The organism is Pantoea sp. nfd-35, assembly GCF_056892255.1.
In genome coordinates this window covers 1,351,129-1,368,962 of the sequence record NZ_CP122403.1, presented here as the reverse complement: position 1 = coordinate 1,368,962, position 17,834 = coordinate 1,351,129, and the positions used below count along the sequence as shown (strand labels likewise).

20 protein-coding genes, 1 tRNA gene and 1 pseudogene are annotated in these 17,834 nt (G+C 52.8%); 4 read left to right on the top strand and 18 right to left on the bottom strand.

What is annotated here, in order from left to right:
- Positions 1-9 precede the first annotated feature (9 nt).
- A complete protein-coding gene (gene ccmB, locus P9J57_RS06540; RefSeq protein WP_019106029.1) occupies positions 10-669 on the bottom strand; it encodes a heme exporter protein CcmB in 660 nt (219 codons plus the stop codon).
- A pseudogene (gene ccmA, locus P9J57_RS06535) lies at positions 669-1,287 on the bottom strand (cytochrome c biogenesis heme-transporting ATPase CcmA). The gene ccmB and the pseudogene ccmA overlap by 1 nt, the downstream one beginning before the upstream one ends.
- A gap of 243 nt (positions 1,288-1,530) precedes the next feature.
- Here ccmA and P9J57_RS06530 point away from each other — a divergent pair.
- The 3 genes from P9J57_RS06530 to P9J57_RS06520 all read left to right on the top strand — a co-directional run bounded on the left by P9J57_RS06530 (position 1,531) and on the right by P9J57_RS06520 (position 3,712).
- Entirely contained in the window at positions 1,531-2,463 is a 933-nt protein-coding gene (locus tag P9J57_RS06530) for a formate/nitrite transporter family protein (RefSeq protein ID WP_161610873.1), read from the top strand.
- A gap of 73 nt (positions 2,464-2,536) precedes the next feature.
- Positions 2,537-2,611: transfer RNA gene (locus P9J57_RS06525), tRNA-Arg, on the top strand.
- Between the two features lie 282 nt (positions 2,612-2,893).
- Entirely contained in the window at positions 2,894-3,712 is an 819-nt protein-coding gene (locus tag P9J57_RS06520) for a DUF4225 domain-containing protein (RefSeq protein ID WP_078829265.1), read from the top strand.
- On the opposite strand, the gene P9J57_RS06515 is transcribed toward P9J57_RS06520, so the two are convergent.
- The 6 genes from P9J57_RS06515 to P9J57_RS06490 form a co-directional block, all read right to left on the bottom strand.
- On the bottom strand, positions 3,709-4,032 hold the full coding sequence (locus P9J57_RS06515; RefSeq protein WP_013026586.1) for a hypothetical protein: 324 nt from the start codon (positions 4,030-4,032) through the stop codon (positions 3,709-3,711). The two genes, P9J57_RS06520 and P9J57_RS06515, sit on opposite strands and share 4 nt — an antisense overlap.
- Positions 4,033-4,789: 757 nt before the next feature.
- The gene (locus P9J57_RS06510; RefSeq protein ID WP_015699811.1) at positions 4,790-5,503 is read right to left on the bottom strand and encodes a glycerophosphodiester phosphodiesterase family protein; all 714 of its coding nucleotides are present in this window, start codon (positions 5,501-5,503) and stop codon (positions 4,790-4,792) included.
- Positions 5,504-5,518: 15 nt separating this feature from the next.
- Entirely contained in the window at positions 5,519-6,628 is a 1,110-nt protein-coding gene (locus tag P9J57_RS06505) for an ABC transporter ATP-binding protein (RefSeq protein ID WP_022623453.1), read from the bottom strand.
- 5 nt (positions 6,629-6,633) lie between these two features.
- A complete protein-coding gene (locus P9J57_RS06500; RefSeq protein WP_158150814.1) occupies positions 6,634-7,698 on the bottom strand; it encodes a carbohydrate ABC transporter permease in 1,065 nt (354 codons plus the stop codon).
- Positions 7,698-8,612 carry a carbohydrate ABC transporter permease gene (locus P9J57_RS06495; RefSeq protein ID WP_199226579.1) on the bottom strand — a complete coding sequence of 305 codons (915 nt, stop codon included), beginning with the start codon at positions 8,610-8,612 and terminating at the stop codon, positions 7,698-7,700. The genes P9J57_RS06500 and P9J57_RS06495 overlap by 1 nt, the downstream gene beginning before the upstream one ends.
- 44 nt (positions 8,613-8,656) lie before the next feature.
- The gene (locus tag P9J57_RS06490) at positions 8,657-10,033 is read right to left on the bottom strand and encodes an ABC transporter substrate-binding protein (RefSeq protein ID WP_014594220.1); all 1,377 of its coding nucleotides are present in this window, start codon (positions 10,031-10,033) and stop codon (positions 8,657-8,659) included.
- Between the two features lie 60 nt (positions 10,034-10,093).
- Here P9J57_RS06490 and P9J57_RS06485 point away from each other — a divergent pair, with 60 nt between their 5' ends.
- Entirely contained in the window at positions 10,094-11,284 is a 1,191-nt protein-coding gene (locus P9J57_RS06485; RefSeq protein WP_049800811.1) for an ROK family transcriptional regulator, read from the top strand.
- 201 nt (positions 11,285-11,485) lie between these two features.
- Here P9J57_RS06485 and P9J57_RS06480 read toward each other — a convergent pair whose 3' ends face one another.
- From P9J57_RS06480 to P9J57_RS06435, 10 genes are all read right to left on the bottom strand, one after another.
- Positions 11,486-12,343: a hypothetical protein gene (locus P9J57_RS06480; protein ID WP_015699805.1), complete on the bottom strand. Its 858-nt coding sequence runs from the start codon at positions 12,341-12,343 to the stop codon at positions 11,486-11,488.
- Positions 12,344-12,479: 136 nt separating this feature from the next.
- Positions 12,480-12,959, bottom strand: coding sequence for a fimbrial protein (locus P9J57_RS06475; protein WP_233516634.1), 480 nt, complete (start codon positions 12,957-12,959; stop codon positions 12,480-12,482).
- 87 nt (positions 12,960-13,046) lie between these two features.
- Positions 13,047-13,550: a fimbrial protein gene (locus tag P9J57_RS06470; protein ID WP_072138911.1), complete on the bottom strand. Its 504-nt coding sequence runs from the start codon at positions 13,548-13,550 to the stop codon at positions 13,047-13,049.
- Positions 13,551-13,559: 9 nt separating this feature from the next.
- Positions 13,560-14,072: a fimbrial protein gene (locus tag P9J57_RS06465; protein ID WP_126843463.1), complete on the bottom strand. Its 513-nt coding sequence runs from the start codon at positions 14,070-14,072 to the stop codon at positions 13,560-13,562.
- Positions 14,062-14,856, bottom strand: a complete 795-nt coding sequence (locus tag P9J57_RS06460; protein WP_014594226.1) for a fimbria/pilus periplasmic chaperone — start codon at positions 14,854-14,856, stop codon at positions 14,062-14,064. Before P9J57_RS06460 ends, P9J57_RS06465 begins: the two co-directional genes overlap by 11 nt.
- Complete coding sequence (locus P9J57_RS06455) at positions 14,835-15,509, bottom strand: hypothetical protein (protein WP_014605331.1); 675 nt, start codon at positions 15,507-15,509, stop codon at positions 14,835-14,837. The genes P9J57_RS06460 and P9J57_RS06455 overlap by 22 nt, the downstream gene beginning before the upstream one ends.
- Positions 15,509-15,727 carry a FaeA/PapI family transcriptional regulator gene (locus P9J57_RS06450; protein ID WP_457196907.1) on the bottom strand — a complete coding sequence of 73 codons (219 nt, stop codon included), beginning with the start codon at positions 15,725-15,727 and terminating at the stop codon, positions 15,509-15,511. Before P9J57_RS06450 ends, P9J57_RS06455 begins: the two co-directional genes overlap by 1 nt.
- Before the next feature lie 161 nt (positions 15,728-15,888).
- Positions 15,889-16,443, bottom strand: a complete 555-nt coding sequence (locus P9J57_RS06445) for a fimbrial protein (RefSeq protein WP_014594227.1) — start codon at positions 16,441-16,443, stop codon at positions 15,889-15,891.
- The gene (locus tag P9J57_RS06440; RefSeq protein WP_217268014.1) at positions 16,443-17,021 is read right to left on the bottom strand and encodes a fimbrial protein; all 579 of its coding nucleotides are present in this window, start codon (positions 17,019-17,021) and stop codon (positions 16,443-16,445) included. The genes P9J57_RS06445 and P9J57_RS06440 overlap by 1 nt, the downstream gene beginning before the upstream one ends.
- A gap of 58 nt (positions 17,022-17,079) precedes the next feature.
- Positions 17,080-17,829, bottom strand: coding sequence for a fimbrial biogenesis chaperone (locus tag P9J57_RS06435; RefSeq protein WP_457196910.1), 750 nt, complete (start codon positions 17,827-17,829; stop codon positions 17,080-17,082).
- Between the last annotated feature and the right edge of the window lie 5 nt (positions 17,830-17,834).

Here is a 17,834-nt window from a genome sequence, read left to right as displayed (position 1 = left end):
CGTGCTGATTTAGTGCAACGTAATCCGCAACGCCGCGGCGGTGGCAAAAGGCGCCAGCGTTGCACTCGCGACGAGCATTGCCCCCAGCAACGCCAGATAACCGCCAATGGCGACGCCCTGTCCTGCGGCATCAATGGCCGCACTGGCAAAAATCAAGACAGGAATCGCCAACGGCAGGACCAACAGGCTGAGCAGCACGCCACCACGACGTAATCCCACAGTCAGCCCCACCCCAATTGCGCCAAGAAAACTCAGCGTCGGTGTTCCCAGCAGCAGCGTCAGTGCCACCGCTCGCCAGCTCGGGATATCCAGGGACAGCAACAGAGCCGCCAGCGGCGAAAGCAGGATTAACGGCAAGCCGGTGACCAGCCAGTGGGCAATCACTTTGCCCAGCACCATGACCGGCAGCGACGTGGGAGACAATAAAAGTTGCTCCAGCGTGCCGTCATTGAAGTCATCGCGAAACAGCCTTTCCAGCGCCAGCAGCGAGGAGAGCAACGCAGCAACCCAGACAATACCAGGCGCGATCCGGGCCAGTTGCTGAGGATCGGGACCGATACCCAACGGGAAAAGCGTAATCACGATCAGGAAAAACCACAGTGGATTAACCACCTCCGCACCGCGACGACAGGCGATGCGTAATTCACGTTGAATAAGACGGCACAACATTACTGCCACTCCGTGGCATGCAGGCGAACGGTTTTTATCTTACCGTTCAGCCCCGGCAGCGCCTGATGACTCGTCACAATAACAGAACCGCCCTGTTGCGCGTGTTCCGCAAAGCGCGCCATTAAGGTCTCGACGCCGACAGGATCAAGAGCGGTTAAAGGTTCATCCAGAATCCACAGGGCTGCCTGGGTCAGCCCACAGCCGGGCCAGCGCGATTCGCCGCTGTTGCCCTGCAGAGAGCTGTGCGGCTGGCACGTCTTCATAGCCCGCCAGTCCGACGCTGGCCAGTGCAGTAAAAATGTGCTCATCGCGGCAGTTCGGATGATAAAAGCGTAGATTTTCCAGCGCCGACAACGCCGAGGTGATCCCCGGCAGATGCCCAAGATAAAGCATGGCCTGATGCCAGACATCGCGTTGCTGATGAATTTGCTGCGACTGCCAACGCACCTCGCCGTGTTCAGGCGTGCTCAACCCGGCCAGAATCCGTAGCAGCGACGTTTTACCGGCCCCGTTTGGCCCTTCAATTTGTACGATATCACCTGCCGACACGCGAAACGTGAGCGCCTCAAAGAGCGCACGTTCATCACGCACACAAAGCAGATTCATGATTTCCAACATGGAGGGGTAAATCGCGCCAGCCAAATAAGGCGCAAATGATAGCACAATGTTGCAGTGTGCCGAAGACCGTGCGCGGCCCCCTTTCCCACTGAGGTTAGATATTCGTGCTTTTCACGACGTTAAGCGGACAAAAAGCGCACCACAGCAAAATGTTGTAACTTTTGTTAGCTGTTGTAGAAACAATTTCGCGAGCCAAAAAACGACTACGCTTATAACGCATTTGCACTGTTACCAGGAGAAAACATGAAGCCTTCATCAAGCACCAGTCAGGGACCTAACAACGTAGACAGCGAAGAGAAAGAACAGGGCAAAGAGGATATTGAAGTGGATGAAGACGCCCTGCCCTCTCGCGCCGCCGCTATCCATGAGGAGATTCGTCAGGACGGGGAAAAAGAGCTGGAACGTGACGGCATGGCGCTGCTGTGGTCCGCTATTGCTGCCGGGCTGTCGATGGGCGCCTCGCTGATGGCTAAGGGCATTTTTCAGGTGCATCTGGATGGCGTGCCCGGCGCGTTTTTACTGGAAAATCTTGGCTACACCTTTGGCTTTGTGATTGTGATTATGGCACGGCAGCAACTTTTCACTGAAAACACCGTGACCGCCGTCCTGCCCTTTATGCACAAACCCACTGTGAGCAATCTTGGCTTATTGCTTCGCCTGTGGGGCATTGTGCTGCTGGGTAATCTTATCGGGACAGCGTTCGCGGCCCTGGCGTTTACTGAAATGCCGATTTTTGATGAAGCCACCCGACAGGCATTTACCGACATCAGCATGAAGGTAATGGAACATACGCCGGGCGAGATGTTTGCGAATGCGGTGATTTCAGGTTGGATCATTGCCACCATGGTCTGGATGTTCCCCTATGCCGGTGCCGCCAAGCTGTTTGTCATTGTGATGATGACCTGGCTGGTCGCGCTGGGCGATCTGGCGCATATCGTGGTGGGTTCCGTCGAAGTGCTTTACCTGGTATTTAACGGCAGCATTCCCTGGACCGAGTTTCTCTGGCCCTTTGCTATCCCGACGCTGTTGGGTAATCTGACGGGCGGTACGCTGATTTTCGCCCTGATCAGCCATGCGCAGATTCGCAATGATATGGGCGAAGCTGCCCAGGCAAAGGCGAAAGCGGAACGACGTAAAGCGGAGAAAAAACGTCAGCAGCAACAAGAAGAACGCTAAATTGCTGACAGAATGAGCAAACGCGCGACGGTGTAGTGAATTCTGCCGCCTAACTGCGGTATACTGCGCTGGCGTCTCCTTAGTTAAATGGATATAACGAGCCCCTCCTAAGGGCTAGTTGCAGGTTCGATTCCTGCAGGGGACACCATGTATGCCTTTCTTCAAGTCTACTTAACCTCATTTTAGACATTCATCTGACCCCTTCTTCCTTCAGTTAAGCTACTAAAACTTAGATGTGTCTTCATAAACAACATCAGGCCACTTACATGACGAAGCGTTAAAGACGAATCAATCTCTCCTGTCCTTCGCTACGTCAAATACCGGGTTCATTGCCCCCTCTTCTTCAAACCTTGCTTTGGATGTATTTGTTTTGTTTCTTAACCCACGCTACTTTAATATTCGATAAATCCTGCTAAACAAAGGTATCGTTATGGACAACTACTGGGACAGAAACAGGCAATCAAGCTACTTTCTGACTATGGCAAGCCTGGAGGCCAACCACTTAGTCAATGTGGCAACATCCCTCTCACAGTTCCATCTCAAGGATGCCCTTGTTCGCCTGAAGTTTCAGGATGAAGTGCGAGAGTTTAGCCGCTCGCAGCTTCAAACCATCCGCACTGCTACCTCGGATGACAAATGTCAGGAGTGCATCCAAAATCTCAAGCAGGAAACCCAAAACTTGAAGATTCAAGACACGATGCTCAGAACAGGAGAAGCTGTCGTATCGTCTTCTGTGCAGTTTTACCATGACCATGAAAAAGTCATTGGGTATGTCATTGACGGTATCGGCGTCGTGCTGAGTGGCATGCAAATTGTTGCAGGGGTTGGTCTAATCGTAGGCTCTGTAACAACAGGCAATGTTATCGGAGTAGTGGCAGGCTCAGCCCTGGTGATGAATGGTGTGGGTTCTGGGATTGAGAGTATAGGTAAGCTAAGTGGTGTGCCTCACCCATCTAACCCAGTAAGAGATAAATATGAAGACGCAGCCGATTTTCTCGGTTTTGATAAGCGCTTAGGATTGTTAACCTACCAGGTCGTGGACCTGACAACATCATACTATGGCCTTTTCAAGCTTACCCTAAAACCTGAAGCATGGAGGTTATACAAATATCTACCAACCGATCACTATCGCAAAGTCCAGCTTCTGAGTAAACCAGCACTCGCTCTCAAAGGTTTGGGTGCTATACACAAGGGAACTGGAATAGGTATGAACCTTTACCAAATGAAAAACAATCCTGCACAGAACTAATGTTTATTCTTCCTGATAAATTTGTATGATTTCCAGGCTAAGTTAAGAGGCGTGACGAAATACACCACGAAGAAAGCGAAAGTCAGGACGATGATGTATGGGATGGCATTTGAAGAGTCTGCATTAAAAATGCCGTTCAATCCAATTAGAGCCAAAATAACCAGAGCAATGACCCCTCCCCAAAAGCGTTTGCTAAGATCAATCACGAGACTCTGAAGTGTGTCTTTTTTAGATTCATCTTTGTTAATGATGCTTTTGAGTTTACCGATATTCTTGGCAGAAAAACCGTTATCGAGAAGTTTTTGCTCAAAATCGTTCATTCAGTGCGCCCTGAGTCGATATGGTATTAAATTTATCATATCATAGCTTAAAGTTAAGATGCCACATGTTCTGTTGACGGAGAATTATCATCGAATTCTTTTATAGGAGTAATCCAGCACAGCAATCATATATCAATGTATTTAAAGAAACATATCACTCCCAAGCTCTTTTCTTTACGTCAAATCATTGCTTTTAATAAAGATTGAAAATTAAAAAATAGATATAACCTGGTTACTTTATAAAAATTTAGCACATCCAGGGCAACTTTTCAGATCGTTTCAGACAGAATGAAAACCTTGCCTGAACAAAAAAACCATGACACTCATCACACAATTAAAATATAGCCACCAAGCTAAAACCTTCTCAAAAATATCTAAAGATAGAGAATGTCAGAATATTTTTCGCTTTTCCTTTTTCACCCTTAATGAGTTTCAAATTGAAATTAACATATAAAAAAGAAAATATTTTTCGGCATGCATATATAAAACTTAAATGTAATAATAAAAAATAGCACTATTTAAAAAATCATTTACGTTAAACATCTTTTCGCTTATGCGTACAAATTACATCCTTTGGAAATACACTTTTATCAAATCAGAATTCACTATCCAAATATTCTCTTCACTGTAAAAACCTTGCACTACCTTCGTCCAATTCAAACATCGAGATTATTTTGATTTCAAAGCAGTATTTTGCTTCGACGTTCTAAAGGTGCTTCCCAATGAAAAACACCTTCAGGTGCGCTATTCGATCATATTACATGGCTGTTTGATTACGTATTGTACTAAAAATATCCGGCCGATTAAGGTTAATATAATCGACGCCCGCCGCCGCGATTTCCTGATGAATTGCTATGTCGTCACCACCGTAATAAACCATGATTTCAAGCTCGGCCTGACGGCTCGCTTCAAGGATGGCTCGATTACGCATCTGTTCTACGCTCAACTCAATGAGCGATGCATGATGGACGGTTCTCACAAGAGAGGGCGACATCGCGATATCAAGGGTGATCATTTTACGAAAGTCCGGCGCGGCGGCCTGAAGACCGCGGCGCATTTCCTCGGAAAACGAAAAGAAGAACGTGTCGCGGACCATACCGAGATCCCGTACCAATGCAGCTACTTTAACCGGATCGCAGTATTTCAGCTCGATATAAACGCCCGCGCGACCGCGCAGATGTTCAAGATAAGCATCAAGCCGCGGCACCATGGCACCTTTAAAGCGCTCGTCGAACCCGCTTCCCGCATCCAGCGCATCAATATCGCGCGATAAGGCATGACCCACAGGGCCGGTGCCGTTAGTGGTACGATCCAGCGTTTCATCATGGATAACGTAGAGCACACCATCGGCACTTTCTCGCACATCCAGCTCAATGTAATCAGCCCCCTGTTCCAGCGCCAGGTCTGCGGAAAAGAAGGTGTTCTCTGGCGCAAAATGGTTGGCGCCACGATGTGAGACGATTCGGGTCATTAGGGTAATTTCCTGTTAGCTGGCAGCATGGACATGTTTGCCGGGATGGCAGAATACGGAGAGGTTGGCATGAAGATCGACGATGCGTTTACCGGACAAATTAAAAATCAGTGTCAGCGCGGATTGGCATGCGATACCGATTCGGGAACCGGGCGCATGACGCACTGCTTCACCGTATTCCAGTGCATGGAGCCTGCCGGCTGGCGTGTCGATCGTGTAAAACACTTCGCGTCCCATCGGCTCAACGGTCATCACCTCTCCACATAGCGGCGCATCATCAGGGGCAACCAGGCTGATATCCTCTGGACGCAGACCAAAACAGACGGGGCCATCGTATCCGTGATTCAGTTCGAGTGACATTTGTCCCAGTTGCAGGAAGCGCCCCAGGGCTTGCCCCTTCACCAGATTCATGGGCGGCGAGCCGATAAATCCTGCCACAAAGAGATCGTCAGGACGTCGGTAAAGATCCTCGGGCGTACCGATCTGGACGATTTCGCCCTGATTCATACAGATAATCCGATCGGCCATGGTGATGGCTTCCATCTGGTCATGAGTGACGATCAAGGTGGTGAAGCCAAGACGTTTCTGAAGATTCTTAAGCTCTGTCCGCATGGTGATACGGAGTGTTGCATCAAGGTTAGAAAGGGGTTCGTCAAGTAACAGGATATTCGGTTCCTTGACCAGGGCGCGAGCCAGCGCCACGCGCTGCTGCTGCCCACCTGAAAGCTGCGACGGACGTCGATCGAGTAGTGCGCTGATTTGTACAAGACTGGCCGCTTCTTCCACGCGCCTGGCGATTTGATCTCTATCTAATTTTTTAAAGCGCAACGGAAACGCGATGTTCTCACGCACCGTCAAATTCGGGTAAAGCGCATAAGACTGAAAGACGATACCGACATTACGATCGCGGGCATCAATGCGATTGACATTGTGCCCGTCAAACGCGATCTCACCACTGCTTGGCGCATAAAGCCCCGCCAGCAGAAACAGCGTCGTTGATTTACCACATCCAGATGGCCCGAGGATGGCGACGAATTCGCCGTTCTCAATGGTAAGATTGATCGGTTTCAGGACCTGGGTCTCGCCCCAGTTTTTGGTGACATTGTTGAGAGTGATCGAGGCCATGACAATTATCCCTTAATACCGCCAAAACTCATTTGGGTGATGTATTTCTGCGTGAAGGTGTAGAGAACGAGCACGGGGAGCAGGTAAATAATGCCGACGGCGGCGATCATGCCGTAATCCGCGCCGGTATTGTCCTGTGCAACAAAGAAGAGGTAGAGGCTCATCGTCATCTGGCTTTTGTCGATGAGTAACGTCTGAACAAAGACGTACTCCTCCCAACCGCGCAGAAAGGTAAAGGTGGCGATCGCAATCAGTCCGCTACGCACCTGGGGCAACACCACCATGCGTAAGGCCTGAAAACGGGTGGCACCATCAGTCACCGCACTCATCTCAATATCCCAGGGCACGCCGTCAAAAAAGCCTTTAAGAACAAAGATCGCATAGGGCAGTTCCAGCGCACTCATGACCATCACCACGCCGGAGAGATGGTTGAGCAGGCCCATATAATGGAGCTGGATAAAGATGGCGATGGTGAGTGCCAGCGCGGGGAAAGCATGTAACAGCAGCAAACCGCGAAGAAAATTTTCCCGGCCGGCAAAGGCAAAGCGGGATAGCGCGTAGGCTGCTGGCGTGGCGACGATCGTCACAATCAGCGTCTGAGAGACGGCAAAGATCAGGGAGCTGCCCAGTGCCGTCCAGACCGACGGCATCAGATCCACACGCGTTGTGCCGGTATTCGCGATATCCCGCAGCCAGAGAAACCGGTAGTTGTGCAACGTCAGATAGGGCATCAGAAAGATCATCACGAGGAGCAGCACGATGATGCCGAGCGCACTCCAGGACAATACCGGCCTGCGCAAGCGCTCTGCCATAAAAGCAAGCACGATCGCGCCGAGATAAGCCACGCCCGCAATGGCGCTGGTGCGCCAAAGAACAAGCCGACTGATAGACGCATCAGAGGTGGTCAGGGATTTCGCAAGAAGCCAGAGGTAAGGCAGCAGGATCGGAACCGAAATCAGCGTCAGGAAGAGAATGACCACAGAAAGGAAGCCGACACGATTGACGGTGCCTCTGCGTTCAAGACGGGCCCATTTCGATGTGGCAACCGATGTGGTTTGCACGCGTGACATCACAATACCTCGATTTTCGGCGCGGCGAATGTCGCGCGCATATTGCTGACACGCCACTGTATTAAGGTCGCGGCGACGCCGATCACCATCAAACCCAGCGCCAGGGCCGCACCATAGGCATAAGCACCATTTTCAAAGGCACGACGGTAGATATAGAGCGCATAAGGTGTGGAGTCGTAAACGGGACCGCCCCCGGTGATGAGCAGAATGTATTCGTAGGTCGTCATCAGGGAGAGCCCCTGATAGATCGTAATAAATCGAATGGGCTGAGACAGCGCGGGGGCCACAACATAACGCAGCACGCCCCACTCGCTCGCCCCATCTATCCGTGCCGCATTGGCAAGATGTGAAGGGATGGAACGAATCGCTGACGTCAGAATGACCATGGCAAAGGATGCGCCGACCAGGCCATTTGCCACCACGATCAGAAACAAGGGGAAATCATTGCGCAGATTCATCGGCTGCAACCCGAAGGAACCCGTTATCTGATTAAGCAAACCGGACGGCGTGGGATCGGCCACCCATATCCACAGAATGCTGTAGAGCACGGCCGGTGACATGCGCGGCAAAAGCCAGAGACCGCGAAACAGATTCCCGAGTCGGTCAGGGATTGCCGTTGATGTGATAGCCAGCAGCGCACCCAGCCCGACATTGAAAAGAAACAGCGTCGCCGTTACATAAATCAGCGTTGTTAGTAGCACGCCAGGAATACGCGCATCACGCGACACAATCCGCTCAAAGTTATGCAGTGTAAATTGACCGACCCGAAGATTCGCGCCCATATCGGTAAAGGCGATAACGGTATTGACGATGATGGGCGCAAGGAAAAAAACGACCAACAGCGCGATAGCGGGCGCGAGATAGAAGACGGGCCGGGCGGGCCGGTGCGCCCGAGGCTGGAACTGCGACATCATCTCACCTCCCTCAATATTAACGATCGCATTGGGCGGGCTAAACCCTATTTGCTGGCAACGGACGAACGGATTTCTATATCGTCGCCGAACTGCAGTTCTAACTCTTCAGCGATAAAATCCACGGCCTGTTTTGCGGTCATTTTCCCTGTTTCCACGGCCTGAAGGCCGCTGAACAGTACCTTGTTGTAGCTGCCAAACTGCGTCTGATTGGGCACGAACTTCGCATGCGCCATCATGGGCGAGGCAGCAGACAACACCCAGTTATCCCGGTATTTCGGCATCGCCGTTTGCGCGTTGCTGATGGCGGTGTGATAGGAGGTTACGGCATGTTCGTTGTTAAAATAGGGCAACGTTGCCAGTGCCACGAGTTCGGCAGCGATGTCGGCATTTTTACTTTTGGCATTCACCGTATAGAGAAGCGGATGCGACAGGTTTGAGGGCTGGCCGCCCTTTTTGGCCGCGGGAGCAGGAATCCAGCCTATCTTATGAAAATAACCGTCTTTGTCCGACGGCCAGACGGCCCCATTTTTGTCACCCAGTTGCCAGGCTACCGCCCAAACGCCCTGGTGGAAAATAAACGCCTTCTCCTGCTTGAACGCACCCTGAATGGCATCCCAGCTCATCGCCGTATTATCGACAGGCGTAACGCCCTGCTTAGCATTACGCGCATACCAGCCAAGGGCGTCGGCCATTTCCGCTTTGGGGAAGATGAGTTTGCCGGTCTTCTCATCCATAAATTTCACGCCGTATGACTGAAAAACCATAAGATAATCAATACCCACGTTCGGGCGGTGCAGCATGCCATACTGGGCCGCTTTACCGTCCACGACCTCTTTGGCCAGCGCAGTCAGATCGTCAAGCGTAAAATCACCGGATTCCACCCTGGCAGGGATAGCGTTAATAAAAGCTTCATCCTTGCCGATTTTTCTCAACATATCTTTGTTGTAGAAAAACATGCGTATTTCGGCATCCTGCGGTATGCCATAAATCTTGCCATCGTTTGCTTTTGCTGCATCCCACAGCACAGGCAGGATATCGCTGTAGACCCACGGCGCAGCAGCGATCTTATCGTTCATTTGCAAGGCATAACCGTCCTTAGCAAACTGGCCAATCCACTCATGAGGCAGCACATAGATATCGGGCCCCTGCCCGACGGACATCGCCTTCAGCATGTCCATCGCGAAGTCGTCCCAGCCTTTGACCGCACTGCTGTTGGCCTGAATCACAATATGTTTATCGACACCCGCAGCCTTGAATTGCTTGTTCATGATGTCGGCGGCATCTTCAATATTGGTGATGCGGTTGGGTGCGCTGCGCTCAGCAAGCGTGGAGAGTTTGATGGTGATCTCTTCGGCATGGGCAATGCCGACACAGAGCGCGGAAATCATTACGCTTGCCAGGAGAGTGCGTTTTTTCGACATGGTTTTTATTCCCGTTGTACCTATTATTTAAGTAAGTTAATTTATTTAAATGACAGGTTCATGACCACGCGACAACGACAGGGAGAAGCGGCATTGACTTCATCGAAGCATTGGGAAGGAATCGGTACAACGCAGTCTGCGGTGCTGCGTTATCTGCGTCGCAACCACGCCGCATCGCGTGCCGAGCTCGCCGAGGGCTGTGGCGTAACAGCGGCGGCCGTCAGCATGATGACCCGCGATCTCATCAGGCGAGGGATCATCGTCGAAGGGGCGCGTCGCCCGTCTGGCCGGGGCGCTCCGCACATTGATCTCACGCTGAATTCCGCCATTGGTTATGCCGTTGGAGTTCATGCCAGCCGCTTCTCCATTACGCTGATGCTGCTTGATTTCACGGGGAAGCGGGTTGACGAAATTGAGCTGCGCGGCCTTTACGATACCTTCGCCACGGCCCGGTCAGCGATTCAGAAAGGGCACAGAGCCCTGCTTGAGAGAAACCACATTCCGGATACTTTAGTGATTGGTGCAGGCATTGCCATGCCCACGCGATTCCAGCGGGGCGTTGCTCCCCTTCATCTGGCTCCCGAGGTGCTTTCCTGGGATGAACCCGGACTGTTCGAGTCCATTCAGCAGGCGCTGGGCTGTCCGGTGTTAATTGAGAATGATGCCAATGCTGCAGCGATGGGTGAAATGGCACTGGGTAATGCGGCTAATCATGAAGACTTTCTCTATCTCTATCTGTCAGAAGGCGTCGGCAGCGGCATTATTTTGAGTAGACAGCGTTATCGCGGTCATCTTGGCAACGCGGGCGAAATTGGTCTGTTACTGCCACTCGACAGGCCCCGCCCCTCCTTTACTGACCTTGCGGCGTGGTGTCAGCATCGCCTCGGCCAGATACCGGATGGGCGCTCACAAGACATCTGGCAGCGATTCCTTACTGAAAACGTCAGCGTTCTCGACGAATGGATCGAACGAACAGGCCCGGAAATCGCCCGTCTGGGCTTTATGCTGAACGCTGTTCTTGCCCCTGCGGCGATCTATGTGGGGGGAACACTGCCTCAAAGCGTTCGTGAACGGCTCGCGGTCTGGCTCGACTTCTCCAGGCTGGATAGCTTAAAGGGCAGCCGTGTCGTGCAACCCGAGATCTGCCTGCCGGATATCTCCGCCACGGATACCGTCGCATTTGGGGCCGCCGCCATGGTTCTGCATAACGTTGCCCAACAGGATGGCGGGGATCGCCAGGGATTTAGCTGACATCTCAGTCTCACTGCGTGGTTAAAATGCAGCGCCCATGAGTGGGCGCATTCAACGTGAAAACAGTTCCCCCCTGTAATCCTGACTCAGAGGGCGATGATTAACAGGCCTGGCTTCCCACAGGCGTTTAGATCCGACCAGAATGGCCCGTTCAACATTGTGCCCTGTCAGGCCCGGTAAATATCAATCCTGCCAGCACGATTACGGGTAGGAAATAAACAGTATTGCTGTACTGTTAAAAGCCCCTGCCACAGGTTGCCCCTTCAATTCCGCTTGCAGCTTATAAGTCGTTGAGCCTTGCTCCGTTGAAACCAGCCTTTGGGATTGTATCAACTGCCCATCGATAGTTAATTCGGCTTTCATGCCGTTACTTAAAGGGACAGAGGAATCTTCACTTGTCAGATCGATAATATAGTTGGCCGGTCCCGAGCAATACACGCTGATATCCTTTTCCCGCGACTGTCCTTCAGCCTCTCCCACATGGACTATGCCAAAATCGATATCCACATTAGGAGTTTCCATCGCGCACCAGGTTTGGGTCGGCGGCGATAACTTGCAAGAGTTATAACTGGAGGTAAACGTTGTGCCGAGCACCGAATTAACATCATTGAGATAGCGTAAACAAACCCGGCCGCGCGTCAGCCGCGAATCTGACCCCACATTGTCAGGGACGGTCGCCATATATTGCCCGCCTGGATCTATTTTCTCATGCAGACAATCGATAAATTGATGTATGTCATCGGTGGGGCAGCCTTCCCCGCGAGCAATGATATTTTCGGGTGGCACACTGGTATTCCCGGGGCCTGCACAACTGCCACCACTTTGTGTGCACCAGTAAAAATAAATCGCAATCCCTGAGTTTGCCGTAACGTAGTGAGGTTGATGGGGATCGATGTAACTCGTGGCGCGTCCGACATGAAATTCGACCTGTGTGCCGGGCACTTTTTGCGTGTTACCCACAAAAATCGGGAAAGGTGCATTCTCATGCAATAAGGCTTTCACCGGGCATGACGAAAACAGCAGAAAAAACACGCTGGTTAGGAAATAAAAAAAACGCATGAGGTTTCCTCACAGACTATTCATTACAAAAGGCCTTAAGCTCCGCCTTTCGCCACAGGATTCGCGACAGAGAGGCGCCTTGAGTGAAAACCGCGCCGTGTGGGCGTCACCTTTCAAGTTAAGGCACCCGCCGTTTTCACTGAAACTCAGCGCGTAACGTTACCCTGGCCGTGAAATCGCCTTCATCCAGCTCCGCACCTTCACGTTGAACCAGCACGGCTTCTATCTTCGGTAGCGTCTGGCCATTCACCTTGTACGCTTTGTTGAGTTCAAACGCCGCATCGTCGATATACAGTTTCACGCCCAGATCCGCCTGCTCTGCGGTCACGACCGTTGCGCTCTCGTTATCAAATCCTGCCGCTGTACCGGCGACGGTTAACACCAAATTCCATGCCAGATTACTGCTATCGCACTCCAGCCCCGGGTTAACGGCCTGGCGATACAGACCATCGGGAACGCTTTTAATTCTGATGCTTTCCCCAAAGCTGATTTCCAGCGTGCTGTCTCCGTTAAGGATGCAGGACGGCGGGGTGATAAGCGTTCCTTTGAGCGCAAGATTGTTCGCGTAGACATCGGGTGCAATCAGGGCTAATCCCCCCAACAGCAGACTGCCCATCCGTATTCCGGGCCACCGATGTCGACCTTTCGCATATCCTTCATAACCAGGCATCCTGACTCCTTGATTTGTCATGATGTTCCATGTTTACAGGTAATTCGCTATCAAAGACGCGACGACGCTGAACTCTCCGCCGTTGAGCGTTACGCCCTCCTGCCTGACGGGCCGAACGGTAAAGGTGAGATCGGGCATGCCCTGCGCGCTGACGTTCGTTTGGATCCAGTCGTTGAGCGGCATCGTTCTGTCACCATAGATCAGGCGAAAACCGAATCCCGCCTGATGACCGGCAAGCAGTTCAGGGTTGAACGCCGAGGTGATGCCATCAATGCGCAACCGCACATCGCGTGAGCTGCAGTCCAGCGGAACCACAACCTCCCGGCTGTAAACATTGCTGTTGTCATCGTCCAGCCGGGTTGTCATCACATCATCACCAAAATTCACCGTGATGGTGTCACCGTTATTAACGGTGCAGGGAATACGTTCGATTAGCGTGCCGCGAAACGTCACATCCGCCTTCGGGTTCTCACTGGCTGCGTTAAACGGCAAGCAGAATACGGCGCTAAACACGAGCGGAATATAAACAGGGTGCATGCTGGCTCCTTACTGATACTCAAACACCATCGTTCCATTACCTGTAAAGGTACCGGCCGTGGGCAGAGCGTTGTTCTGTACTGCCAGCACGGCCCATAATTCGGGCAACGTGCCGTCGTTATAATTGAATGCAACGCTGCCGCCCGGCGACAGCGCGGCATTCTCATGCATTAACTGAATACCCAGTGCCGATTTGCTGGTTGCAAGCAGCGAAGTATTAAACGCAGCCGGTTCGCCGATAATCGTGACTTTTAGCCCCTGTTTAGCCAGGGATGTACACAGCAGGCTGTACATGATTCGTGTCTTTTTATAATCAACGCCGTTTATTCGGCTAATCACCACATCCTCACCAAAGTCCACCTCGATGGGTTCCTGGTTGTTGACCACGCATTCCGGCGTCTCCACCAGAATGCCGCGGATGGTCAGCGTGGTCATATCCCCATTGTTAACCTCTGCCTGTACGCTGCTCGCCATGAATGCAGTCAGCAGCAGAAGGCTGCACAGCCTGAATTTAGCTTTCATTGCGCTCCGCCTGCTGTTGCCTAAAGGAAATCTCATTCGGTATGCGCGATTTCTCTGCCTGGCAGGTGTTGCCGTTGCAAATAAACGGCAACAACCGTTGGCTGCCGTAATCGCTGACGAACATCAGAACCGGCGTGCTGCCTAACTCACTGACGGTCGGACTGAGCAGTTGGCGGCTTTTCGGTGCCACCATGACGGGTTCAAAACGTGCCAGTCCGCTTCCGGTCAGGCTTCGTCTGACTTCGACGAAGGAAAAATGGTAGGGCGTTGGGTTGTGCACTTCATACTGGTTTCCCTGCTTAATCAGCGTCAGGGTTTCCGTGCCGGGAACCGTATCTGACATCGGATCCACGTTCAGTCCTTTAGGGCGATAGAAGACTTTGAGCCGGATCTGCATCGCCAGCGTCAGGACGTTGGCTTTAGCCGATTTTGGCGGTATTTCCCGCAGATTAAGGTAGAAAACGCTTTCCCTGTCTGTCGGCAGCGACGAGATGGCCGGGAGAACCTGAATACGCACCAGCGTCTTGCCGCCCGCTTCAACACGCTGCACCGGCGGCAATACCATCAGCGGACCGCTGATTTTTTTTCCGTCTACATCTTCCATCCAGCCCTGCGCCAGGTAGGGATCTTTTTCATTGCGGTTGGTTACGTTCAGGCTGATCGACTTTTCCCCCTGATTAAGGATCAGGCGCGATCGATCAACCGTCAGCGCGCCATGGGCATTCACACTGCCTGCCAGCGCCAGAATGGCCCAGAGCTTTATCAATATCGCTTTTGTCCACATAGCAAAATGTCCTGTTGTGTTTCCGGCTGCCCGAGGCAACGCCTGTCTCTTTGCGCAGTCGGCGTGATGTTCTGCGGGATGCCGCCGCGCTGTTCCACCGCCTGCCCGTGCGCTAACCGGGCAGGTTTCAGCAGGTAATCGCTTTTAAGGCCGCGCAACAGGCGAAAACGAATAAGCAGAGAAACCGGCCCTGTTGCCCCAATTTTCTTCATCACAGCCAGTCGAATACCGCTGTCACGTTTACTATGTGACTGGTGTGGTTTGCCCTGTATAAAGGCGCGCATATAGATCACTTCACGCCGGGTCAGGTAAATGGCCTCTTTTTTTACCGGCACCTTCAGGTGCGCGCATCGCGCCTTGATGTAAAGTTTCTCCATCAGTGCCTGCCGGGATTCGCCCGCGTCTGACAGCAGGATACGCTTCGGATCCACCAGGCCGCTTAACACCGACAGCACCGGGTTACTGCCGGCAATCACAATCATGCATCCCTTTGCGAGCCGTGGATTCATGCTCCAGGCGAGCAGCGCTTGCATCGTCGGAAAGTAGAATCCCTGAAGGCGAATCTGCTTGCCCAAATGGTCTGACAGCGCCTGCTGTATCGCCTCAAGCCCAAGCTGGAAGAAGGCGTTTGAACACACACTTGTGCCAGTCATCAACGACCCGCCCAGCGCCGGGCCGCCCCCCGCCAGGGCTTTTCACGCGGCAGCGCCTTGACCCGCTCTTCTTTCTCAAGATCCAGCAACAGCAATCGGGTTTTGTACACGCTAATATCCAGCGCGTCAGCGATGTCTCGGGTGGACAGTCCCTTGTCCACGTCCCTGGCGGTGCCCAGCACGGCAAGGCACTGTTGTTTCAGGCGTTCGTTACGCATATCACCTCCCTGATCAGTACCCGGCCGCGCACGCTGGCCGGATGAGTTTGAGTACCGGCTTGATGGCCTTGATCTAACAAGCTGAAGATATTCAACGGCTGTACCTCCTGATGCTGTGCGCTTTGCGGCCTTGACTACAAGGCGGCAGTAACGGTGCTGTTTTATTCGTATTGCAACTGAAAGGTGATCATTGCACTGTATTCCCCTAACGTGACCTCGCCATTTGCGGCCGTACGCTGCAATCGGGCCAGCCACTCCAGCCGATTTTCCGTGTCGGTGAGTTCAACAGGCGGCTGAAGCACACCGGGAAGTACCGCGTTACCCTGAGCATCGTTGACCGCCAGCCCCAACCCTTCCACCGTGCCATTCAGCGCAAAAAGTGCAGGATTTACGGCGTTTTTATCGCCAAAAAACGTGACGCTTACCTGCGAGCCGACAGACAGGTCACACTCTTTTAGCGCAATGGAAAAGTCGACCGGATAGGACTGATGATTGTTGGTAAAGTGCCGGGCGACGATGGGCGAGAAGGCTACCGTCTGATCCACCGAATCCATGTCGACCAGACAGGGCACGGCAAGCAGCGTTCCGCGGAACACAACGTCCGTTGATCCCGCATCCGCTTTCGCCCTGACCAGCAGCAGCGCGGTGAACATCGTGAGGCCAATCGCTATCAGCAAACCACCGCCCGCGCGACGAAAACGGATTAGGTTCTCCATCACTCGTACTCCATGCCAATGTTGATAACGGCCTGCCACTCGCCCGCTTCCAGCGGATCGCGGTTACGCCAGAGCTGTGCTTTGAGTACCAGGTCATTGCGCCCCTCGGCAAGCGGAACGGGTTGGCTTAACAGGCCGGGAATCAGGAGGTTACCCAAAGGATCTTCCATGCGCAGAGAAAGACCGGATGCGCCTTTTATGCTGAAAAATCGCGCATCATCATTGGCCCTGTCGCCGAGGAGACGCAGTCTGACCGAGCGCTGATCGGCGAGCCATAACCTGTGGCGCAGGTCCTGTGGGGTGCCAGAATGCCGGGCGCCGCTGGGACAGTGATCCAGTACGAGATGAATATCCACGGGCACAGTGACATCGCCTGTCTTGTTTAACGCCGCCAACGCAACAGGGCTGAGCGTAATATGCTGAACCTGAGATTCCGGCATTAATACACAGGGTGAGGTGATCAATGAGCCTGAGGCCTGCAACATTCCTCTTAGCGTATTTTCCCACCGGGCTTCCCGTCCGTGAGCTCGCGGGAACGTGGATATCAGCGGCACTGCGATCAGGGTTATTGCCATCATGTGTTTCCATCCGACATAGAGTTCAGACGCTCGCACTATCACTATTCTGTCTCCTTCTTCAGTGCTGAGTGACGGCCACGGGATCGGCCCGACATGCCGAGCCCTGGCAGAGAAAGGGCAGAACAGGTTTTCCACCAAAATCATTAATGGTGATAATTTGCGGATCGCGGGAAACCGAGGACTTCACCGTCTCGCTCGACATCGGGGCGATCATGACGGGCACAAAGCTTTTCTCAACAGCACGGTTGCCTTTACTGATGATCCCCAGCAACGTCATGTAATAAGGTGTTGGGTTCTCCACGCGGAAACCGCCTTTCACTTTGTGCAGGACTAACTGATCATCATGGCGGCTGAAGCGCTCAGGGGTGATGCTGGCTGGTCGATAGAACAGTTTGATTCGGGTCTGCAGGGCCAGTTGCAACACGTTGGCGCGGTCGCTGCGCGGCGGAATTTCCCGGACGCTGAAATAAAACACACTTTCCCTGTCCTGCGGCAGCGAGGCGGAAGAGGGCAACGCGGTAATGCGAATGACGCTCTTTGCGCCCGGCTCCACGCGCTGCACGGGCGGCGTGACCCTGAGATAGTTGGTGAGCTTATTGCCCTGTGCATCTTCCAGCCAGGCCTGAGCCAGATAGGGCTCTTTCTGATTGTCGTTGCTGATATTCAGGATGAGATTTTTTTCGCCTCCGTTAAAAATGGCGCGCGTGCGGTCAAGGGCAATGGCGGCCTGCGCTGTTTGCCCTGCCAACGTCGCCAGCACACTCGTTATCAACAGTAATGCCCACCTATCCTTGCGTCTTTTCATCATCTCGT

Bases quoted from the DNA above. Each gene is read 5' to 3' on its own strand.
- P9J57_RS06530 (WP_161610873.1), top strand. From the start codon at position 1,531: ATGAAGCCTTCATCAAGCACCAGTCAGGGACCTAACAACGTAGACAGC.
- ccmB (WP_019106029.1), bottom strand. From the start codon at position 669: ATGTTGTGCCGTCTTATTCAACGTGAATTACGCATCGCCTGTCGTCGC.
- P9J57_RS06445 (WP_014594227.1), bottom strand. From the start codon at position 16,443: ATGGAGAACCTAATCCGTTTTCGTCGCGCGGGCGGTGGTTTGCTGATA.
- P9J57_RS06495 (WP_199226579.1), bottom strand. From the start codon at position 8,612: ATGATGTCGCAGTTCCAGCCTCGGGCGCACCGGCCCGCCCGGCCCGTC.
- P9J57_RS06490 (WP_014594220.1), bottom strand. From the start codon at position 10,033: ATGTCGAAAAAACGCACTCTCCTGGCAAGCGTAATGATTTCCGCGCTC.
- P9J57_RS06480 (WP_015699805.1), bottom strand. From the start codon at position 12,343: ATGCGTTTTTTTTATTTCCTAACCAGCGTGTTTTTTCTGCTGTTTTCG.
- P9J57_RS06515 (WP_013026586.1), bottom strand. From the start codon at position 4,032: ATGAACGATTTTGAGCAAAAACTTCTCGATAACGGTTTTTCTGCCAAG.
- P9J57_RS06470 (WP_072138911.1), bottom strand. From the start codon at position 13,550: ATGCACCCTGTTTATATTCCGCTCGTGTTTAGCGCCGTATTCTGCTTG.
- P9J57_RS06485 (WP_049800811.1), top strand. From the start codon at position 10,094: ATGACCACGCGACAACGACAGGGAGAAGCGGCATTGACTTCATCGAAG.
- P9J57_RS06450 (WP_457196907.1), bottom strand. From the start codon at position 15,727: ATGCGTAACGAACGCCTGAAACAACAGTGCCTTGCCGTGCTGGGCACC.
- P9J57_RS06465 (WP_126843463.1), bottom strand. From the start codon at position 14,072: ATGAAAGCTAAATTCAGGCTGTGCAGCCTTCTGCTGCTGACTGCATTC.
- P9J57_RS06460 (WP_014594226.1), bottom strand. From the start codon at position 14,856: ATGTGGACAAAAGCGATATTGATAAAGCTCTGGGCCATTCTGGCGCTG.
- P9J57_RS06475 (WP_233516634.1), bottom strand. From the start codon at position 12,959: ATGGGCAGTCTGCTGTTGGGGGGATTAGCCCTGATTGCACCCGATGTC.
- P9J57_RS06455 (WP_014605331.1), bottom strand. From the start codon at position 15,509: ATGACTGGCACAAGTGTGTGTTCAAACGCCTTCTTCCAGCTTGGGCTT.
- P9J57_RS06520 (WP_078829265.1), top strand. From the start codon at position 2,894: ATGGACAACTACTGGGACAGAAACAGGCAATCAAGCTACTTTCTGACT.
- P9J57_RS06510 (WP_015699811.1), bottom strand. From the start codon at position 5,503: ATGACCCGAATCGTCTCACATCGTGGCGCCAACCATTTTGCGCCAGAG.
- P9J57_RS06440 (WP_217268014.1), bottom strand. From the start codon at position 17,021: ATGATGGCAATAACCCTGATCGCAGTGCCGCTGATATCCACGTTCCCG.
- P9J57_RS06505 (WP_022623453.1), bottom strand. From the start codon at position 6,628: ATGGCCTCGATCACTCTCAACAATGTCACCAAAAACTGGGGCGAGACC.
- P9J57_RS06500 (WP_158150814.1), bottom strand. From the start codon at position 7,698: ATGTCACGCGTGCAAACCACATCGGTTGCCACATCGAAATGGGCCCGT.
- P9J57_RS06435 (WP_457196910.1), bottom strand. From the start codon at position 17,829: ATGATGAAAAGACGCAAGGATAGGTGGGCATTACTGTTGATAACGAGT.